Raw genomic sequence first — 18,043 nt, forward strand, 5'->3', positions numbered from 1 at the left:
AAATGTTTTGAAAAAATTTTTGAAAAAATTAATACGCTTTTGCAAAAAGCACCTTTCCAGTCGATGGTTTACCTGTAACCATACAAGTTCCCACTACTTTCTCCCCTTCTAAAGGAATACATCTAATTGTAGCTTTTGTTTCGTTTTTAATTTTCTCTTCAGTTTCTATAGTACCATCCCAATGGGCTAGTACAAAACCTCCTTTAGTCTCTAAAACCTCTTTAAACTCTTCGTATGAAGACACCTCGGTTGTATTTTCTGTTCTGTGGGCGACAGCCTTATCAAAAAGATTTTTTTGAATTTCATCCATTAAAGCCTTCACCTTCTCAACTACATCTTCATTAGAGATAAATTCTTTTGTTAATGTATCTCTTCTTGCCAACTCCACAGTACCCTTTTCAACATCTCTAGGACCAATTGCAATACGTACAGGAACTCCTTTTAATTCGTATTCATTAAACTTCCAACCTGGCTTTTGGGTATCGCGATTATCATATTTTACTCTAATACCTTGCGACCTAAGTTTCTTCATTAATTCTAAAGCAACTTCGTTTACTGCTTCAAATTCTTCATCTTTTCTATAAATAGGAACGATTACAACTTGATCTGGAGCCAAATTTGGAGGCAATACCAATCCGTTGTCATCACTATGCGTCATAACTAAAGCCCCCATTAAACGTGTAGACACACCCCAAGATGTAGCCCATACGTAATCTAACGCACCATCTTTTGCGGCAAATTTCACATCAAAAGCCTTAGCAAAATTCTGACCTAAAAAGTGAGATGTTCCTGCTTGTAGCGCCTTTCCGTCCTGCATTAAAGCTTCAATACAATAAGTTTCTAAAGCACCCGCAAAGCGTTCACTTTCAGTTTTAGTTCCTTTTACTACTGGAATAGCCATATAGTTTTGTGCAAAGTCGGAATATACATTCATCATTTGTTCTGCTTCTGCTATAGCTTCTTTTTTAGTGGCGTGAGCAGTATGCCCTTCTTGCCATAAAAACTCAGCAGTACGTAAAAACAAACGTGTACGCATTTCCCATCGCACCACATTTGCCCATTGGTTTATCAATAAAGGTAAATCTCTATAAGATTGAATCCATTTTCTATAGGTATCCCAAATAATAGTTTCCGATGTTGGGCGCACGATTAACTCCTCTTCTAACTTAGCATCCGGATCTACAACAATTCCGCTTCCATCCTCAGCATTCTTTAATCTATAATGAGTAACAACTGCACATTCTTTAGCAAATCCGTCAACGTGACTTGCCTCTTTACTAAAATAAGATTTTGGTATGAATAATGGGAAATAAGCATTTTGATGTCCTGTTTCTTTAAACATTCTATCCAATTCTGCTTGCATACGCTCCCATATTGCATAACCGTACGGTTTAATAACCATACTTCCTCTTACTCCAGAGTTTTCTGCTAAATCAGCTTTGATTACCAGTTCGTTATACCATTTTGAGTAATCCTCTTCGCGTGTCGTTAATTTCTTTGCCATAGGCCGGGTTTTGGCACAAAAGTTGCACCTATGTTAAATGATTAGTTATTGTCCGCAAAACTACTTATTTTTATAATGTCCAACAATTAAATTACCCAAGATATGTTCACTCAAAAATTCGATATAAAACGTTTCACCACGATAGCATTTGTAGGAGCTTTAGTTCTATTACTATCGTCGTGTGGAACTCACAATAACGGCTATTACGACTCGGATGGAATTTATGCATCGGGAAATGTATCTCGTACTGAAAGCTACAACAACCCATCGAGCGAAAAAGCTAATTACTACCAACAATACTTCAAAAGCAAAGCTGAATCCATTTCTGAGATGCCTGAAGAGGGCGCTATTTTCACTGATATCGAAGCCTACGCTACTACAGAGCGTTTAGACGATGAAGGGTATATAGTTATTGAAGATAATTACGAAGATGAAGGTTATGGCGCTTGGGGAAGCAACTCAGAAGATATTACTGTAAACATTTACAACTATGGTGGACATGGATATGGCTTTTATCATAGACCTTATTGGTATGGTGGATATTGGGGACACTCTTATTACACACCTTTTTGGGGAATAAGCTATGGTTGGGGTTATCCTTATTATGGATATGGATATGGTTATGGATATGGATACCCATATTATGGATATGGCTACTACCACCCACACTATTACAACAATTATTATTATAACAACCATTATAACAACGGTGTGTCCTATAATCGCGGACGAAGAAATACTGACTACAGTAGATCACAAGCTCGTGGACGATCTAACAATGTTTCAACTAGAAACTCGTCTTATAGCAGATCAGAAACTACTCGCAGAATAAATAGAAATAGTGTTCGAGCAAATTCTAATACGCGCTCATCAAACAACAGCACTATTAGAAGTGGAAACACACGCTCAAACAACACTAGGTCTACACCTGTTATCAGAAACAACAGAAATACAAAACCTAGCGCTACTCCTAGAATTCGAAATTCACGTAGCAATAGAAATAGTAGTTACTCTCAGCCTAGAAGAAGTAATAGTAATACTACAAGAAATAGTACATACTCTTCTCCTTCAAGAAGTAGTAGTTCTGGCTCTATGAGAAGTTCTGGCGGCAGTACTCGCTCAAGTGGAGGCTCAAGAAGTAGCGGCGGTAGGGGATAAAATTAAACGCTATGGTGTATATAAAACTTATCGATTACAGTAATTATCACTAGCGCAATATATCCTTAATAACAGAATGTCAATTTCAAAATTCTAACAATGCCCATTAAACATTTCATCTTTTTTCGAAATGCTTATTTTGGGCATTATCTTTTAATAAAATTTAAATCAATATTATCAAAATGAAAAGAATTTCATTATTAATAACATTAAGCATCTGTTTTGCAACTTCTCAAGCTCAAGACATATCAGACGGTTTGCGCTATAGCAGCAACCAAAACCTTGGAACAGCTAGATATACAGCTTTAAGTGGTTCAATGGGTGCCTTGGGTGGCGATTTTTCTGCCATCAGCTCAAACCCGGCTTCGGGGGGAGTTTTTTTAACTTCTACCCTTTCACTTTCTTCGGCTTTCAACAACTTAAATAATAACAGCATTTATTTTAACACTGAAGAAGAGGCTTCTAAAACTGATTTTTCTCTAAATCAATTAGGTGCTATTTTCGTGATAAATAATGCCAATAAAGAATCCTCCTTTAAAAAGTTCACTATTGGATTAAATTACAATCAATCAAACAACTTTGAAAATAAACTCCTTATTGCAGGAACTGGAAATAATACTATTGGTAATTTCTTTTTAGAACAAGCTCAAGGTTTGCCTTTAAACCTATTAGACTTAAGATCTGGAGAAACAATTACAGATTTATACCAATACCTAGGTGAAACCGAAGGAAGTGCAGCACAAAATGCTTTTTTAGGCTATCAAGGTTTTCTTTTTGACCCTGTAGATCCTAGCAATCCATTAAATAGTGAATACATTTCAAATATAGCAGAAGGAGTATTTAACCAAGAATACGCATATCTTTCACAGGGATACAATAGTAAGTTTACTATTAATTTTGCCACTCAGGTTACAAATAATTTATACTTTGGAGCAAATATAAACACCCACACTATTGAATACGACCAAAGTACATTTCTATTAGAAAAGAATAATAATCCGGGCTCTATTGTAAAAAGTGTAGGATTTGAAAACAATCTTTCGGTTACAGGATCTGGTATCTCAGCTCAAATAGGTGGTATTGCTAAAGTAGCGAACAATTTCAGATTAGGATTGAGTTTCGACACTCCTACGTGGTATCAGATAGCTGAAGAAACAACGCAATCGCTTAAAAGCAGTCGTGTTTTTGAAGGTAAAACGATTAATGAATTTATAGATCCGAGAGTAATTAATGTTTATGAAGATTACAACCTTAAAACTCCTGCAAAGGTTACTGCAAGTGCAGCTTATATTTTTGGTCAGAGCGGATTAATAAGTTTCGATTATTCGTATAAGGATTATTCCTCAATTAAGTTTAGTCGTTTAAACAATTATTATGACCCGTATTTTGACAGGATGAATAACTCAATTAAAAACACCTTAAAAGCAGCTTCTAAATTTAGTGCTGGTGCAGAATATCGTTTTAATCGATTAAGCTTAAGAGGTGGATTTCATTATGAAGAGACCCCTTATAAAGACAATGAGGTTATGGGAGATTTAACAGGGTTTTCTTTAGGTGCCGGATATAATTTTGGGAGATTTTATGCAGATATCGCATACTCTCGATCAGAACAAGAACGGAACCAACAATTGTATAGTGTTGGATTAACTGATACAGCTTTAATAAACTCAGTTTACAACAACTTTATATTGTCCTTAGGTTTTAATTTATAATTTCAAAATCATTTTATAACCTAAACACATATAGTCTTTTGAAAATAAAAAGCCTCCACATTACGTAATGTGGAGGCTTTTTATTTGTTATTCTATTATACTTATCGTTTTAAAGTGAAATGTCCTGTAAACACTTTCGGCATATCATCTTCCTTATATTCAACTCTAAACCAATAATCACTTGAAGGCATTGGCTTTCCGTTAAACGTTCCATCCCAACCTTCTCCAATTGGACTTAACTGTTTTAGAAGCTTTCCGTAACGGTCAAAGATGAAAATCTTAGCAGTAGGATCTGCAGTTCCAATTCCAATAATATTCCAAGTATCGTGGTAGCCATCCTCGTTTGGAGTAAAATATAATGGATAATCAACTACTCCAACTTCAATAGTTACGCTTCCACATCCGTTTACATCTCTTATAGTAACAGTATGTATACCAGGTGAAACTCCCTCGAAAACATTATTTGTTTGGAAAGGTCCATTATCTAGCTGATATACATATTCTCCTAATCCTTCAGCAGAAACTTCAATGGCATGTGGATTAGCAAAAGCAGACGTTATAACTTCAGCACTATAAACTAAAGGTGGAGATGAAACCACAACAGTTGTTACAGCCGTAATTTCACATCCCGAAGCTATTTCGGTTATAATTACACTATACTCACCTGCTTCTAATGCTATTATAGAAGCCCCAGTTTCTCCAGGAATCATAACCCCATTCAATAACCATTGGAAATTATAATTAATAGGGTTTAATCCCGTGTCGATTAATGGAGGAGAAGTCTGGCCATCTTCGTTTTCAATAGGATTGCCATTCTCATCCACACATAACCTGTATTCGTCTTCTAAATTTACTCTAGGTAGTTCCTGAACTTTTAAAATAACTTCAACTACTTCAAAACATTTTGGCTCGTATTGGTTTTCGCTATTGGTAACTCTAGCATAAATTACCTGAGGATTGATTACGTTATAGTAAGGAAATGAAATTGCGTTTACATTATTTAAAGCATTTTCATAAGTTTCAAAATAATTAATTAAATAAATATTTGGATCTTGTCCTGCTAATATTTGATTACGAAGCGTTACAACATCAGGATTCGTTAAGTCTTCTAAATCAAATTCGGCGATGCCATCGTTTGCCTCAAAGTTGTCGCAAACCATAAGTGGATTTGGGGTATTTGCAATAGCGCCTTCTTGAACAATTAGTTCAAAACTTTGATTTCCACCTATAAAACAACCCGTTAGTGAATTTTCAATTCGCGTATAAATAGTTTGTGGAGATTCTGGGTTTCCTGCTAAATCTCTGTTTTGATGTGCAGTCGTATTTACAATTTGATTAATTCCGTTGGCAGCATCAGTAGCATCCAAATAAAAACTTACCATTAAATTAAAAGTTGATTGCTCTCCTAATATTTCTGGAATCTTAGTGGTTAGATCGAATTCTGCTACACCATCTGTATTAATTTCACAAATCATATAAGGTGATACTATAGCACTATCATCCGGTACAGGATCCACAATTAATTCAAGTTTCACAATTTCAAAACAAGAACTATCTGGATTACTCCCTTTAACATATACAGTCTGTGGGTTGCTAATATTTTGATAGCTTTCTGGGTTTGGAATTTGGTCTACTCCGTTAAATGCATTGTCGTAACTTTCGTAATACGTTAAATCCCATGCACCACCGTTAAGAATCACCTCTTCTCTAATTGTTAAATCAAATATTTCAACTTCATCGTCAGGTCCAGGACCAACCACAATATTCTCATCACACAATCTTATAGGTTGTGGCTCTACTAAGTCTGGATTAGGTAACACTCGTAACAATAATGTTGTGAACGCAACACAGTCTGTTGAGCCGTCTTCCACTCTTACATAAAGAGTTTGTGGATTTACAGTGTTAACGAACGCAGTATCCGGATCAATCTTATTAATATTATTTTGAGCATCATTTTCATTTAAAAAGTAACTAACTCCCATTCCTGGAGCACCATTGGTTATTTCGGCATTCTTAAGTGTTAAATCAAATGTTGTAAATCCATCGTTTATAGGACCTAAATCCTCACAAAGCTCAAAAGGAGTAGGATCAACTATAGATACAGCTCTAGAGACTATTAGGGTAAACTTTCCTACAGCAATACAATCAGATCCATCGATATAAGCTAACCGAACAAAAATATCTTGTGGGTTTGTAACGTTAGTATAAGTTTCGGGCGCACCAATTGGATTCAGTCCTGATTGAGCATCTTCAAGAGTTGTGTGGTACGACAATTCTAGTTCCGTAGGATCTTGTGAGCCATAAATTAAAGGCTCTTGCACCGTTAAATCAAATTCCGCAAAACCATTACCATCAGGATCACAAGCTACCAAGTCTGGTAAATCTAATGGTACCATCGGACTTGGTTTTACAATTAAATCTAATGGCACTACTTTAAAACATCCACTTGTATTTGGAGGTAAATCAAAAGAAGCTCTAGCGTAAATTGTCTGGTTAAAAGCAACAATATTTTGAAATGGAGACGCCAATGGGAAAGTTCCATTATTCGCATCGTTCAAAGTTTCGTGATAAGTCACCACTATAGAAGGATCCCCTCCTGCAATTTCATCGCTTTTTAGGGTCAAATCAAATTCGGCAAAACCATCGTGGTCTTCGTCACATACTTCTAATGGAGTAGGCTCTACAACTGTAGGAACAGGAAGCACCCTTAGCAGTAACTCTGTAGTTGCCACACATCCGGTTTGACCTTCTACAGCCACATAGATTGTATAAGGTGTAATTCCTAATCCACCACCATCAACTGGGTTGGTATATGTTGTTGGATTTGGAATTGGGTTGTCATTCTGTAAATCAATTAAAGTTTCAAAATACCTAACAGTTAAGGTAGCATCGCCATTTGTGATAGATGCGTTATTGGTTGTAAGGTCGAAAGTTGAAATTCTATCTGTATCACTTCCACTTTCCAAATCATCACAAAGCTCCATGGCATCGGGATCTTGAATTATTGGAAATTCACCTAGAATCAAATCAAACTCACTAATTCTTGCACAAAGAGTAATATTATTTTCTAAGCGAACCCATATTGTTTGACCAGCACTTGTAAAAGCATTTGGAGTTAAAATAGGGTTTTGACCATCTATTGCTTCTTGTAAAAGGGTGTGATATGAAATAGTAAAGTCGGTTGTTGGTTGACTTCCATAAACAAAAGGAGTGTTTATAGTAAGGTCAAAAACTGCTTCACCACTTCCATCTTCATCACAAGCAAAAAGGTCTCCAAATTCCGAAGTAGGTTGATCTGGCAATGGGTTTACAATAAGTGTAAGTTCAACAACAGCGAAACATCCTGATGAAGTATTTTCTACTCTAGCCCAAACGGTATCAGTATAAGGGACATTGTTTAAATATGGACCAGTAATTTCACCAGCTCCACCTGCTTGAGCAAGTGCTTCCAGTGGATAATACTTAACGATTACATCAGGTTCACCACCTATAATTTCGTCGTCTTTTAAGGTAAGGTCAAATTCAGCAAAACCATCATTATTATCATCACATACCTCTAAAGGTGTTGGCTCAACTGGTGTAGGTAATTGATCGACCACAAGAGTTAACGTAACAAGTTTTTTACAACCAAAACCGTTAGAAACACGAGCAATTACAGTTTGTGGATTACTAGGTGCTGGTGGAATTGCTCTGTTTTGATAAGCTTGTGGATTTGCAATTGGATTGTCTGCCAATTCATCAGCTGCAGTTTCGTACCAGGTAACAGTTACGTTAGTATTTCCACCCGTAATTTCAAAATTTCTTGACGTTAAATCGAATGTACTAAGTTGATCGGTAGGGGTACTCCCATTTACCGTATCATCACATAAGTGATAATCTTGAGGCTCTATAGCTATAGGCTCTGGATCTACAAATAATTGAAGTTCTACAATATCATAACATCCAAAACTTCCATTATTAGGTGTTGTATTAGTGGCGTTTCCTACGCCAAGAACATAAATTGTCTGAGTGTTGATTGTTTGATTAGTAAAAGCTCCTGGTGTAGCAATTGCTTGTGAGTAGTCAGGAGCCGTGAGTGCCACTTCCCCAGCATCAATTGCCTGCTGTTCATTTACATAATAATACAAATCGTATTGGGTTGGATCTAATGCTCCTAAAATTTCTGCTGCTTTTGAGGGTAAATCAAAAACTGCGTATCCATCTTGGTCATCATCACAAATACGATAAGGTGTTGGCTCGGTTAAAATTGGACTGTCACGAACCTCTAATGGCAACTCAACAATGTTATAGCAACTTGTATTTCCACTTATTACTCGTGCATATACACGATCGTTATAAGGGTTTCGGTTTTCATAAGGATCCATTAATTCACCCTCATTAGTTTGCGCATCCAAATAAGTATAGTGATAAGTAACTGTAAGTGCTGGATCGCCACCTGTAATGTCATCATCTGCATCATGAAGTGTAAACAAAGTAAACCCATCGTTACCTGGGTCACAAGCTATCAAAGCATCAGGAGTAGCATTTACAATTGGAGGGCCATCCAAAATAATATCGAATTGAGTAGTTTCAAAACAAGTATTGTCGTTGTTATTTTGAACTCGAGCATATATTGTTGTAGGACTAGCTGCCACTGTATAAGGCTGCGGTAAAGAATTTGTCCCAGCATCAGCCTCCCCTTGTGTGCTGTGATAAGTAACTGTATAATTTAAAGGATCCTGGCTATCGAGAATTGTTGCTGAGAATACAGCTTCTAAATTAATCACTTCTTGACCGTCTCCATCTTGATCACACAAGTAATGTGGTGAAGTTGGAGCAGTAGCTGTGGCACCTTCGTATATCAATTCAAATGTATCAATGGCATAACAATTTCCTTCTTCGTTTTCAATGCGAACCCAAATTGTTTGACTTGTTCCCACAATAGGATAAGCATTAGCTGGGTTTATTGGATTAACACCAGATTCTGCTTGCAATAAATTTAAGTGATATGTAATTAAAAAGTTAGGGTTTTGAGCTCCCAAAACAACGTTGTTATTCTGAGTTAAATCGAAAATACCAGGTGTGGAACCATTATCACAAATTGAAAGATCTAGAGGAGGGTTGGCAATGATAGGTTGCGGATTAGTAATAATTTCAAATTCTTTAATTTGATCACCTCCAAGAGGGAAACTAATTGTAACTCTATAATCACCCCCATCAGTAACTGTGATAGTTGGAAAATCTCCATTAAAAATGGTCACAAAACCAGTTCCATCATCATATTCCCATAAATAGTTATTAGCTCCTTGTATCTCAGCATCTATAACAAATTCGTCACCCACACATCCTGTTTGCGTAGTTACAATAGAACAGTCTGTTGAACCACTATTCGGATTCCCCGCATTGGTTTGCTCTAATTTTATAAAACCGGGACTTTGATTGTAATTGGTTATAACCAAAACATAAATTTCACCCGGTAGCGCATTTAAAATTGTAAAGTTCTCAATAGGTTGAGCAGAATAACTACAAGCAACTTCGTTAAATGATTGCAGTTGTGTATAATCACAAAGATCATCTCCTTCCTGAAAAGGCCCCCACGCAATAAAATCAACATCTAATCCCTGACCTATAGGGTCACCATTTGCATCAAAAGCCGTATTTTGAACTATCTCAAAATCTAACCTTCCTGCCTGATCTACTTGTAAATAAAACCAAGCTGGATATGGCTGGGTAAACAAACAACCATAATCTGGACCAGCTTCTGCCGTTGCATTACAATTTGGGTCTTGATTATTACAATTAGGAAATATTAAGGCTTGATCTCCAGCACAAAATGGCTCGATAGTTGCACAAGTACTACCCTGTGCAAAAGCAGACATTCCTGATAATAAAAAGGAAATAATTATTACTAATAAATACGGGGAATTTTTCTTTGTCATCTTACTATAGTATAATGGGTGGGAAATTAAGAAAATTTTATGAAACCACCTTGTGAGTTTTATTAAAAATATAAAGACACGCTTTTCATATACAATAACCTATTGTGTATCTTTGCAACCCCAATAAAAACTTATTTTTAAAATACAAATGGGTATAGAAAAAGAACTTAGAGAAATAGAAGAAATGGGTAACGATCATATTGGTAGCTCCACAGAGACGCCTTTACGCCCAGATGCCTTCGAGCTTAGCGATATAGAAAAGATTGCAAGCATTAAGAAAGATGTACACAACATCATGCAAACCTTAGGATTAGACCTAACTGACGACAGCCTAAAAGGTACTCCAAACCGAGTAGCTAAAATGTTTGTACAAGAGATTTTTGGCGGACTACATCCAGATAGAAAGCCAAAAGCATCAACTTTTGACAATAAATACAAATACCAGGAGATGCTGGTAGAGAAAAATATCACGCTTTATTCTACTTGTGAGCACCACCTACTTCCTATTGTTGGGAAAGCACATATTGCCTATATTAGCAATGGTACAGTTGTAGGCTTATCAAAAATGAATAGAATTGTAGATTACTACGCAAAACGGCCACAAGTTCAAGAGCGTCTTACAATTCAAATAGTTAAGGAACTTCAAAATGTTCTAAAAACTGAAGACGTAGCTTGCGTTATAGATGCAAAACATTTATGCGTAAACTCTAGAGGTATTCGCGATATCGATAGCAGCACTGTAACAAGTGAATTTGGCGGTGCGTTTAAAAACCCTGAGACTCGTAGAGAATTTTTAGACTATATTAAATTTGATACTGAATTCTAATTATTGAAAACACACCTCTTAACCGATGTTTTATTTACTAATATTAAGCCATTCAGTTTGTAAGAGGTAGAATTTTCAAGGATTTAAATAAATAAGAAATACTCAGACATAGCAATTTAAAATTTACACATTGTTGCAGACCTAATGGAATAGGTTAAAACTAAAAAGTAAATTATACTGAAACATATCACCCTATTAATAAGGTGATTGAACAAAGAAATAAAATCGATTAAATTTTTGGCAACCAAATCGGTCGCCTGTTATCCGTCATCTACCCTATAATTATGAATGACTTACACATATACAATTCAATTTCGAAAAAGAAGGAAAAATTCACTCCCATACACAAAGGTGCAGTAGGTATGTACGTTTGTGGTCCAACAGTTTACAGCAATGTACACTTAGGGAATTGTCGCACCTTCCTTTCTTTCGATTTAGTTTTTAGATATTTAAAGCACTTAGGCTATAAAGTACGATATGTGCGTAACATTACAGATGCAGGACATTTAGAAAATGACGGGGAAAGCGGCGATGATCCGATTTTAAAGAAAGCACGTCTCGAACAATTAGAACCTATGGAAGTGGTTCAAAAATATACGGTTGATTTTCATACAACAATGGCGAAATTTAACGCCTTGCCACCAAGTATCGAACCTACTGCTACAGGACATATTTATGAGCAAATTCATATTGTTGAAAAAATTATTGAAGAAGGATTTGCTTACGAAAGAAATGGCTCTGTTTATTTCGATGTATTAAAATTTAACGAAACAAACGATTACGGAAAACTAAGCGGTAGAAAGCTAGAAGACATGATAGCAAACACCCGCGAACTTGCCGCTCAAAGCGATAAAAAAAACCCACAAGATTTTGCCCTTTGGAAAAAAGCTGAGCCGCAACATATAATGCGATGGCCATCTCCATGGAGTGATGGATTTCCAGGTTGGCACTTAGAGTGTACCGCTATGAGCACAAAATACCTAGGAAACAATTTCGATATTCACGGAGGTGGGATGGACTTGAAGTTTCCCCACCACGAATGTGAGATTGCACAAGCTGAGGCTTGCAACAACACCTCTCCTGTGAATTATTGGATGCACGCCAACATGCTAACCCTTAATGGGAAAAAAATGTCCAAATCTACCGGGAATTTTATTTTGCCAGACCAAATGTTTACTGGTAATAACGATATATTAAGTAAGCCATTCTCTCCTACTGTCACAAAATTTTTCATGTATCAAGCCCACTATCGTAGCATATTAGACTTTAGTAGTGATGCTCTTGAAGCTTCAGAAAAAGGATTTAACAGATTAATGGAGGCACACAGAATTCTTTTAAATTTAGATTCTTCCGATGATAAAAGCACTATTGACATTGAAGCGTGGAGAAAATCTTGCTATGATGCAATGAATGACGACTTTAACAGTCCTATTTTAATCGCTCATCTCTTTGAAAGCATCAAGTTTGTAAACGCTCTAAAAGAAGGAAAAGAGACTATTTCGAAGGTAGATTTAGAACTATTTAAAAAGACAATGCACGACTTCCTTTTTGAAGTTTTAGGTTTAGAAGACAATACATCAGATAACTCTCAAGATAGCGAAAAACTTTCTGCAGCCGTAGAACTTCTTATTGAATTACGAAATGAAGCACGGGCCGATAAAGATTTCGCATTGAGTGATAAAATTCGCGATGAACTCGCTGCTAAGGGAATTCAACTTAATGACGGGAAGAAAGGAACAACATTTTCATTGAATTAAGAGCTAAACCTACAAATAAAGTTTTATGAAAAAAGTCCTTATATACCCTTTTGTATTACTCATAAAAGGGTATCAAGGCTTTATTTCACCTTTGTTACCTTCAAGTTGTAGATACACTCCTACTTGTTCACATTACGCGATTGAAGCATTGCAAACTCATGGTTTGTTTAAAGGCAGTTGGCTTGCAATAAAACGAATAGGCAGTTGTAATCCTTGGGGAGGTTCAGGCTACGATCCGGTACCACCAAAAAAGAAATAAATTAGTTCGGCGTTACTTTTTCGCTTTTGTTATCTTTACGCGACGCAATAAAATTACCTATATGCATTATTTAAGTTTTACCTGGAATCCTTCTGAAGGAATTGACCTTGGTTTTTTCATGATACGTTATTACAGCTTGATGTTTGTTGTAGCCTTTACGCTTGGTTGGATTTTAACCAAAAAAATATACGAACGCGAAGGTATAGCTCAGGAAAAATTAGATAGCCTATTTATCTATATGGTTGCAGCTACACTAATTGGCGCACGATTAGGTCACGTTATTTTTTACCAACCAGAACTTTTTGTTCAAGATCCACTTTCAGTATTCCTGCCTATAAGTACAGTGCCAGAATTTGAATTTACAGGGTTTCAAGGTTTAGCAAGTCACGGAGCTGCAATCGCAATTCTAATTGCGATGTATTATTACACTAAAAATGTTGTAAAAAAACCTTTTTTATGGGTAATGGATCGAATAGTAATTGCTGTAGCAGCAGGAGGCGTTTTTGTAAGAATTGGAAATTTTATCAATTCAGAAATAATTGGAAAACCTTCAGGCGATTTCCCTTTAGGTGTTCAATTTTTACATGAAAGCATTAGCCCACAAGAAGCTGTAAACGTTACCGGCATACAACCTGTGAGCAAGGCTTATGATGCCATCGCCAATAACCCTCAATTCGCAGAAATACTTCAAGCCGTACCATTTCGCCATCCAGCACAACTATATGAAGCTGCAGGCTATGTTATTGTATTTGTAGTATGTTGGTATTTGTATTGGAAAACTGAACGCAGAAAACAAACCGGTTACATCTTTGGCGTATTCTTAATTCTTCTATTTATGGTTCGATTTTTAGCCGAATATGTGAAAGCTAGCCAAGGCGGCTTTGAATCTGTTTTAGGACTTCTTTCAACTGGTCAATGGCTTAGTGTTCCATTTATTCTTGCAGGTATATTCATTATGTGGAAGGCTTCAAAAAAACCAATTACAGAATAACTAACATTCACAGAAACTCAACTATCTAGCGAAATAAAAATCCTCCTAACATAAGTCTTATATAGCTTTGTTAAAAACTATGATTAGAAAAATCTGTGTAAGTATAATAATAAAATGAAAAAACTATTTATCTCTGCTGCAATTGTAGGTTCTATGTTGACCTTATACAATTGCAAAGACGCTCCGAAAACTGAAACTAAAATTCTAACCAAAGAAGTTACTTTTAAAAAAGAAGGTGAACTCGAGTTATTTAAGGCAGAAAACGATTCAGTAATCGCAAAGCTAGACATCGAAATAGCTGATGATGATTATAAAACTCAAACAGGTTTAATGTATCGTCGCTCTATGGATGAAGATCAAGGAATGTTATTTATATTCGATAATATGCAAATGCGATCATTTTATATGAAGAACACCGAATTTGCTCTTGATATCATATACTTTAATTCTGATATGGAGATTGTTAGCATTCAAAAAAACGCCCAACCTTTTAATGAAACTTCTCTACCTTCGGAATCACCAGCGCAATACGTATTAGAAGTAAATGCAGGTCTTTCTGATAAATGGAATTTAGAGAAGGGTGATAAAATTCGATACACTAGAAATTAACTTAAAATCTTCTTCCTTACATTATTTTGAAAACTTATCGTTACCCTATAACTAAAAAGACTTTCAAATAATATTTGCAAAACTGCTAAAATAAAAATAGCCCTTTTCTATCCGAAAAGGGCTATTTTACTTTTATTGAGATTTGAATTAAGCCTCTACAGCAGGAGCTTCTTCTTCCTCTTTTCTATCTAGTAAATCCTCAATGTTTTTACGTTTTACAGTATCATACATAATTGGAGTTGCTATAAACAATGAAGAGTATGTACCTACAAAGATACCCACTATAATTGCAAACAGTAGACCTCTAATAGACTCAGCACCAAAGAAGAACATACACAACAATACGATAAGTGTTGTAAATGAAGTATTTAAGGTTCTTCCTAAAGTACTATTTAAAGCCACATCAATTACTCTATTCATTTTCCAGTTTGGATGCTCACCGAAGAACTCACGAATACGGTCAAACACAATTACGGTATCGTTTAGAGAGTAACCTACAACCGTAAGGATTGCCGCAATAAATGCCTGGTCAATTTCCATACTGAATGGCATAAACTTATAGGTAAGCGAGAAAACACCTAGTACAATTACCACATCGTGGAAAATTGCAGCTACCGCACCAAGTCCAAATTGCCATTTTCTAAAGCGTAATAAGATATAAAGGAAAACTACAATTAACGAACCAAATACAGCCCAGAAAGAGTCTCTCTTAATGTCGTCTGCAATGGTTGGACTTACCTTATAGTATTCCATTCTACCAATCGATTTTCCTTCTTGATCACCAACAAATTTTTCGAAAGTCATATCTGCAGGCATATCCTTTTTCACAGTTTCATAAAGCATTCGCTCTATTTCATCATCTACTTCCGTACCAGTCTCTTCTACTTTATATTTAGTAGTAATCTTTAATTGATTATCTCCACCATAGGTTTTTGCCTCTGCACTACCAAAAGTTGCAATAAGGTTGTCTTGAATTTCAGCAGAATTTACATCCTTAGCAAAACGAACAGTATAAGTACGTCCACCAACAAAATCAACACCTTGGTTAAGTCCATTAGTAAATAGAGAGATTGCACTTATTGTAAGCATTATAGCTGAAAAGATATAAGCCATTTTACGCTTCTTCAAGAATGCGATATTAACATTCGTAAATAGATTCTTTGTAATTGAAGTTGAACAAGGTAAATCCTTTCCATTCTTTGTATAGTTATCAATAAATAATCTTGTGATAAATATTGATGTAAACAATGCTGTTGCAATACCAATTAGTAAGGTAGTAGCAAACCCTTGAATAGGACCTGTACCGAATACTAATAGAATTAAACCGGTAAGACCAGTAGTAATGTTAGCATCTAGAATTGAGGAAAGTGCGTTGTTGAAACCATCTCTAATAGCATCTTTTTGTGCCTTTCCTTTTGCTAGCTCCTCTTTAATACGTTCAAATATAAGTACGTTAGCATCCACAGACATACCGATAGTTAAAACGATACCCGCAATACCAGGAAGCGTTAGTACGGCACCAAGACCCGCTAAAATACCGAATATAAATAGAATGTTTACCATTAAAGCGATATCAGCAAAGATTCCAGCTTTTCCATAGTAGAATATCATCCAAACAAGTACTATCCCTAACGCTAACAAGAATGATAATACACCACTATTAATTGCCTCTTGTCCTAATGTTGGTCCAACAACCTCACCTTGTACAATTTCTGCAGAAGCAGGAAGTTTACCCGCACGTAGTACGTTTGCTAAATCCTGACCTTGAGGCACAGTAAAGTTTCCAGAAATTTGGCTACGACCACCGGCAATTGGTCCTGAAGTAACACCTGGAGCAGAATATACGATATCATCAAGTACAATCGCAATCTGACTTTGGTTTTGGTATGCATTACCAGTCATTTGCTCCCATACTTTAGCACCTTGACCATTCATTTGCATAGATACAACAACGCGGCTCATTTGGTCAAACTCCTGTCTTGCATCTACCACTACACTTCCTCCAAGAGGTGGTGTATTGTTTCTGTTTCCTTTTAATGCGTATAGTGAAGAAGTTTCTTCACCATCTAATTGTGGATTAGCCTCTGGTAATCCCCATACGAATTTCGCAAAACGCAATTCATTTGGCAGCAATGATTTTATTTGAGGATTGCGTAAATATCCGTTTACAACAGAGGTATCCTTTAATCTAAAAGTCGCAATTACTGGACTACCTTGACTTCCTAAAGAAACCATCTTAGAAAGAATTGGGTTTGACTTACCGTCATCTACAAGAGAATCCTTAACGTCTTGCCCACCTAATAATTTACTTACATCGTCTTCTTCTGAAGCAGTAGAATCTGTTTCTTCTTGTGTAGTTTCAACTGTAGTTGCAGTTTTTGATTTAGCTGATTCTATTTCACCAGCTTTTAAATCTGCAGCTTGTAAGAAACCTGCTACTTCCTCAAATTTGTAAACATCCCAAAACTCAAGTTGAGCTGTACTTTGTAGTAATTTTTTTACACGATCTACATCTTTAGCACCTGGAAGTTCAACAAGAATTCTTGCAGACTTACCAATACGCTGTATGTTTGGTTGAGTAACACCAAATTTATCGATACGTTTTCTTAAAACCTCAAATGCTGAAGTAATCGATTCGTCAATTTTCTTTTCGATAATAGGCTTTACTTGAGCGTTAGTCATTCCAACCTCAATTACATCTTCTAGGTTTTTGTTGAAGAAAATATCTGGCGATGCAAGATTATTTTCACCTGGAAGTGCTTCAAACGCCTTAAAGAAAGACTCTAGGTAAGTGTCCTGGCTTGTTTTCTGAAGTTCTTTTGCATTTTCTAATGCTTGGTTGAAAGCCGCATCTTTAGTATTATTTGCAAGTCCTTTTAAGATATCTTTTACAGACACTTCAAGCATTACGTTAATACCTCCTTTAAGGTCAAGACCTTTATTCAATTCTTTTTCTTTAGCAGTTTTATAATCAACTCCTAAAAATACTGGGTTGTTTGCCACAGAATCCAGGTAACGTGCCTCAGCAACGTTTCTTTCGTGTGGTTGATCCTCAGTGAACTTGCTGTTTGCAAATTCTTTTGCACTATCTTCTACTTTATTCGTAATAAACGTAAAAGAAAGCTGATAAATACTTACCAATCCAAAGAGGATGGCAAATACCGATACTAATCCTTTGTTTTGCATAATTTGTTATTTGGGTCAGATTTTACACTCCTATTCCGAAGTCTCGAAACAGGGCCGCAAATATATGGTTTGCGAATATAACTGACAATATGATTGTGTTTAAATAAGTTGTAGTAAACTTTA

The 18,043-nt window shown here is 36.0% G+C and carries 10 protein-coding genes; 7 read left to right on the top strand and 3 right to left on the bottom strand.

Annotated features, from left to right (window positions below; translation table 11 throughout):
- Positions 1-28: 28 nt before the first annotated feature.
- A complete protein-coding gene (proS, locus tag K8344_RS08515; RefSeq protein WP_237608307.1) occupies positions 29-1,504 on the bottom strand; it encodes a proline--tRNA ligase in 1,476 nt (491 codons plus the stop codon).
- 102 nt (positions 1,505-1,606) lie between these two features.
- Here proS and K8344_RS08520 point away from each other — a divergent pair, with 102 nt between their 5' ends.
- Together K8344_RS08520 and K8344_RS08525 are read left to right on the top strand one after the other, a co-directional pair.
- On the top strand, positions 1,607-2,662 hold the full coding sequence (locus K8344_RS08520; RefSeq protein ID WP_237608308.1) for a hypothetical protein: 1,056 nt from the start codon (positions 1,607-1,609) through the stop codon (positions 2,660-2,662).
- Positions 2,663-2,844: 182 nt separating this feature from the next.
- A complete protein-coding gene (locus K8344_RS08525; protein WP_237608309.1) occupies positions 2,845-4,374 on the top strand; it encodes an OmpP1/FadL family transporter in 1,530 nt (509 codons plus the stop codon).
- Positions 4,375-4,475: 101 nt separating this feature from the next.
- Here K8344_RS08525 and K8344_RS08530 read toward each other — a convergent pair whose 3' ends face one another.
- A complete protein-coding gene (locus tag K8344_RS08530; RefSeq protein WP_237608310.1) occupies positions 4,476-10,292 on the bottom strand; it encodes a T9SS type B sorting domain-containing protein in 5,817 nt (1,938 codons plus the stop codon).
- A 148-nt stretch (positions 10,293-10,440) separates the two neighbouring features.
- Between K8344_RS08530 and folE the strand changes: the two genes are divergently transcribed.
- The 5 genes from folE to K8344_RS08555 all read left to right on the top strand — a co-directional run bounded on the left by folE (position 10,441) and on the right by K8344_RS08555 (position 14,734).
- Complete coding sequence (gene folE / locus K8344_RS08535) at positions 10,441-11,118, top strand: GTP cyclohydrolase I FolE (protein WP_139855308.1); 678 nt, start codon at positions 10,441-10,443, stop codon at positions 11,116-11,118.
- Between the two features lie 284 nt (positions 11,119-11,402).
- The gene (gene cysS, locus K8344_RS08540; RefSeq protein WP_237608311.1) at positions 11,403-12,875 is read left to right on the top strand and encodes a cysteine--tRNA ligase; all 1,473 of its coding nucleotides are present in this window, start codon (positions 11,403-11,405) and stop codon (positions 12,873-12,875) included.
- A gap of 25 nt (positions 12,876-12,900) precedes the next feature.
- Positions 12,901-13,134: a membrane protein insertion efficiency factor YidD gene (gene yidD / locus K8344_RS08545; RefSeq protein WP_237608312.1), complete on the top strand. Its 234-nt coding sequence runs from the start codon at positions 12,901-12,903 to the stop codon at positions 13,132-13,134.
- Positions 13,135-13,195: 61 nt separating this feature from the next.
- Positions 13,196-14,125, top strand: coding sequence for a prolipoprotein diacylglyceryl transferase (gene lgt, locus K8344_RS08550; RefSeq protein ID WP_237608313.1), 930 nt, complete (start codon positions 13,196-13,198; stop codon positions 14,123-14,125).
- 114 nt (positions 14,126-14,239) lie between these two features.
- Positions 14,240-14,734, top strand: a complete 495-nt coding sequence (locus K8344_RS08555) for a DUF192 domain-containing protein (protein ID WP_237608314.1) — start codon at positions 14,240-14,242, stop codon at positions 14,732-14,734.
- A 147-nt stretch (positions 14,735-14,881) separates the two neighbouring features.
- Here the strand turns inward: K8344_RS08555 and secDF are convergent, their stop codons facing one another.
- The gene (gene secDF, locus K8344_RS08560; RefSeq protein WP_237608315.1) at positions 14,882-17,920 is read right to left on the bottom strand and encodes a protein translocase subunit SecDF; all 3,039 of its coding nucleotides are present in this window, start codon (positions 17,918-17,920) and stop codon (positions 14,882-14,884) included.
- Positions 17,921-18,043 lie beyond the last annotated feature (123 nt).

Origin of the sequence: Aequorivita xiaoshiensis (genome assembly GCF_022008395.1) — a bacterium.
Taxonomy (GTDB): domain Bacteria; phylum Bacteroidota; class Bacteroidia; order Flavobacteriales; family Flavobacteriaceae; genus Aequorivita; species Aequorivita xiaoshiensis.

Excerpts from the sequence above, each read along its gene's own strand:
- proS (WP_237608307.1), bottom strand. The coding sequence starts at position 1,504 with ATGGCAAAGAAATTAACGACACGCGAAGAGGATTACTCAAAATGGTAT.
- K8344_RS08520 (WP_237608308.1), top strand. The coding sequence starts at position 1,607 with ATGTTCACTCAAAAATTCGATATAAAACGTTTCACCACGATAGCATTT.
- K8344_RS08525 (WP_237608309.1), top strand. The coding sequence starts at position 2,845 with ATGAAAAGAATTTCATTATTAATAACATTAAGCATCTGTTTTGCAACT.
- K8344_RS08530 (WP_237608310.1), bottom strand. The coding sequence starts at position 10,292 with ATGACAAAGAAAAATTCCCCGTATTTATTAGTAATAATTATTTCCTTT.
- folE (WP_139855308.1), top strand. The coding sequence starts at position 10,441 with ATGGGTATAGAAAAAGAACTTAGAGAAATAGAAGAAATGGGTAACGAT.
- cysS (WP_237608311.1), top strand. The coding sequence starts at position 11,403 with ATGAATGACTTACACATATACAATTCAATTTCGAAAAAGAAGGAAAAA.
- yidD (WP_237608312.1), top strand. The coding sequence starts at position 12,901 with ATGAAAAAAGTCCTTATATACCCTTTTGTATTACTCATAAAAGGGTAT.
- lgt (WP_237608313.1), top strand. The coding sequence starts at position 13,196 with ATGCATTATTTAAGTTTTACCTGGAATCCTTCTGAAGGAATTGACCTT.
- K8344_RS08555 (WP_237608314.1), top strand. The coding sequence starts at position 14,240 with ATGAAAAAACTATTTATCTCTGCTGCAATTGTAGGTTCTATGTTGACC.
- secDF (WP_237608315.1), bottom strand. The coding sequence starts at position 17,920 with ATGCAAAACAAAGGATTAGTATCGGTATTTGCCATCCTCTTTGGATTG.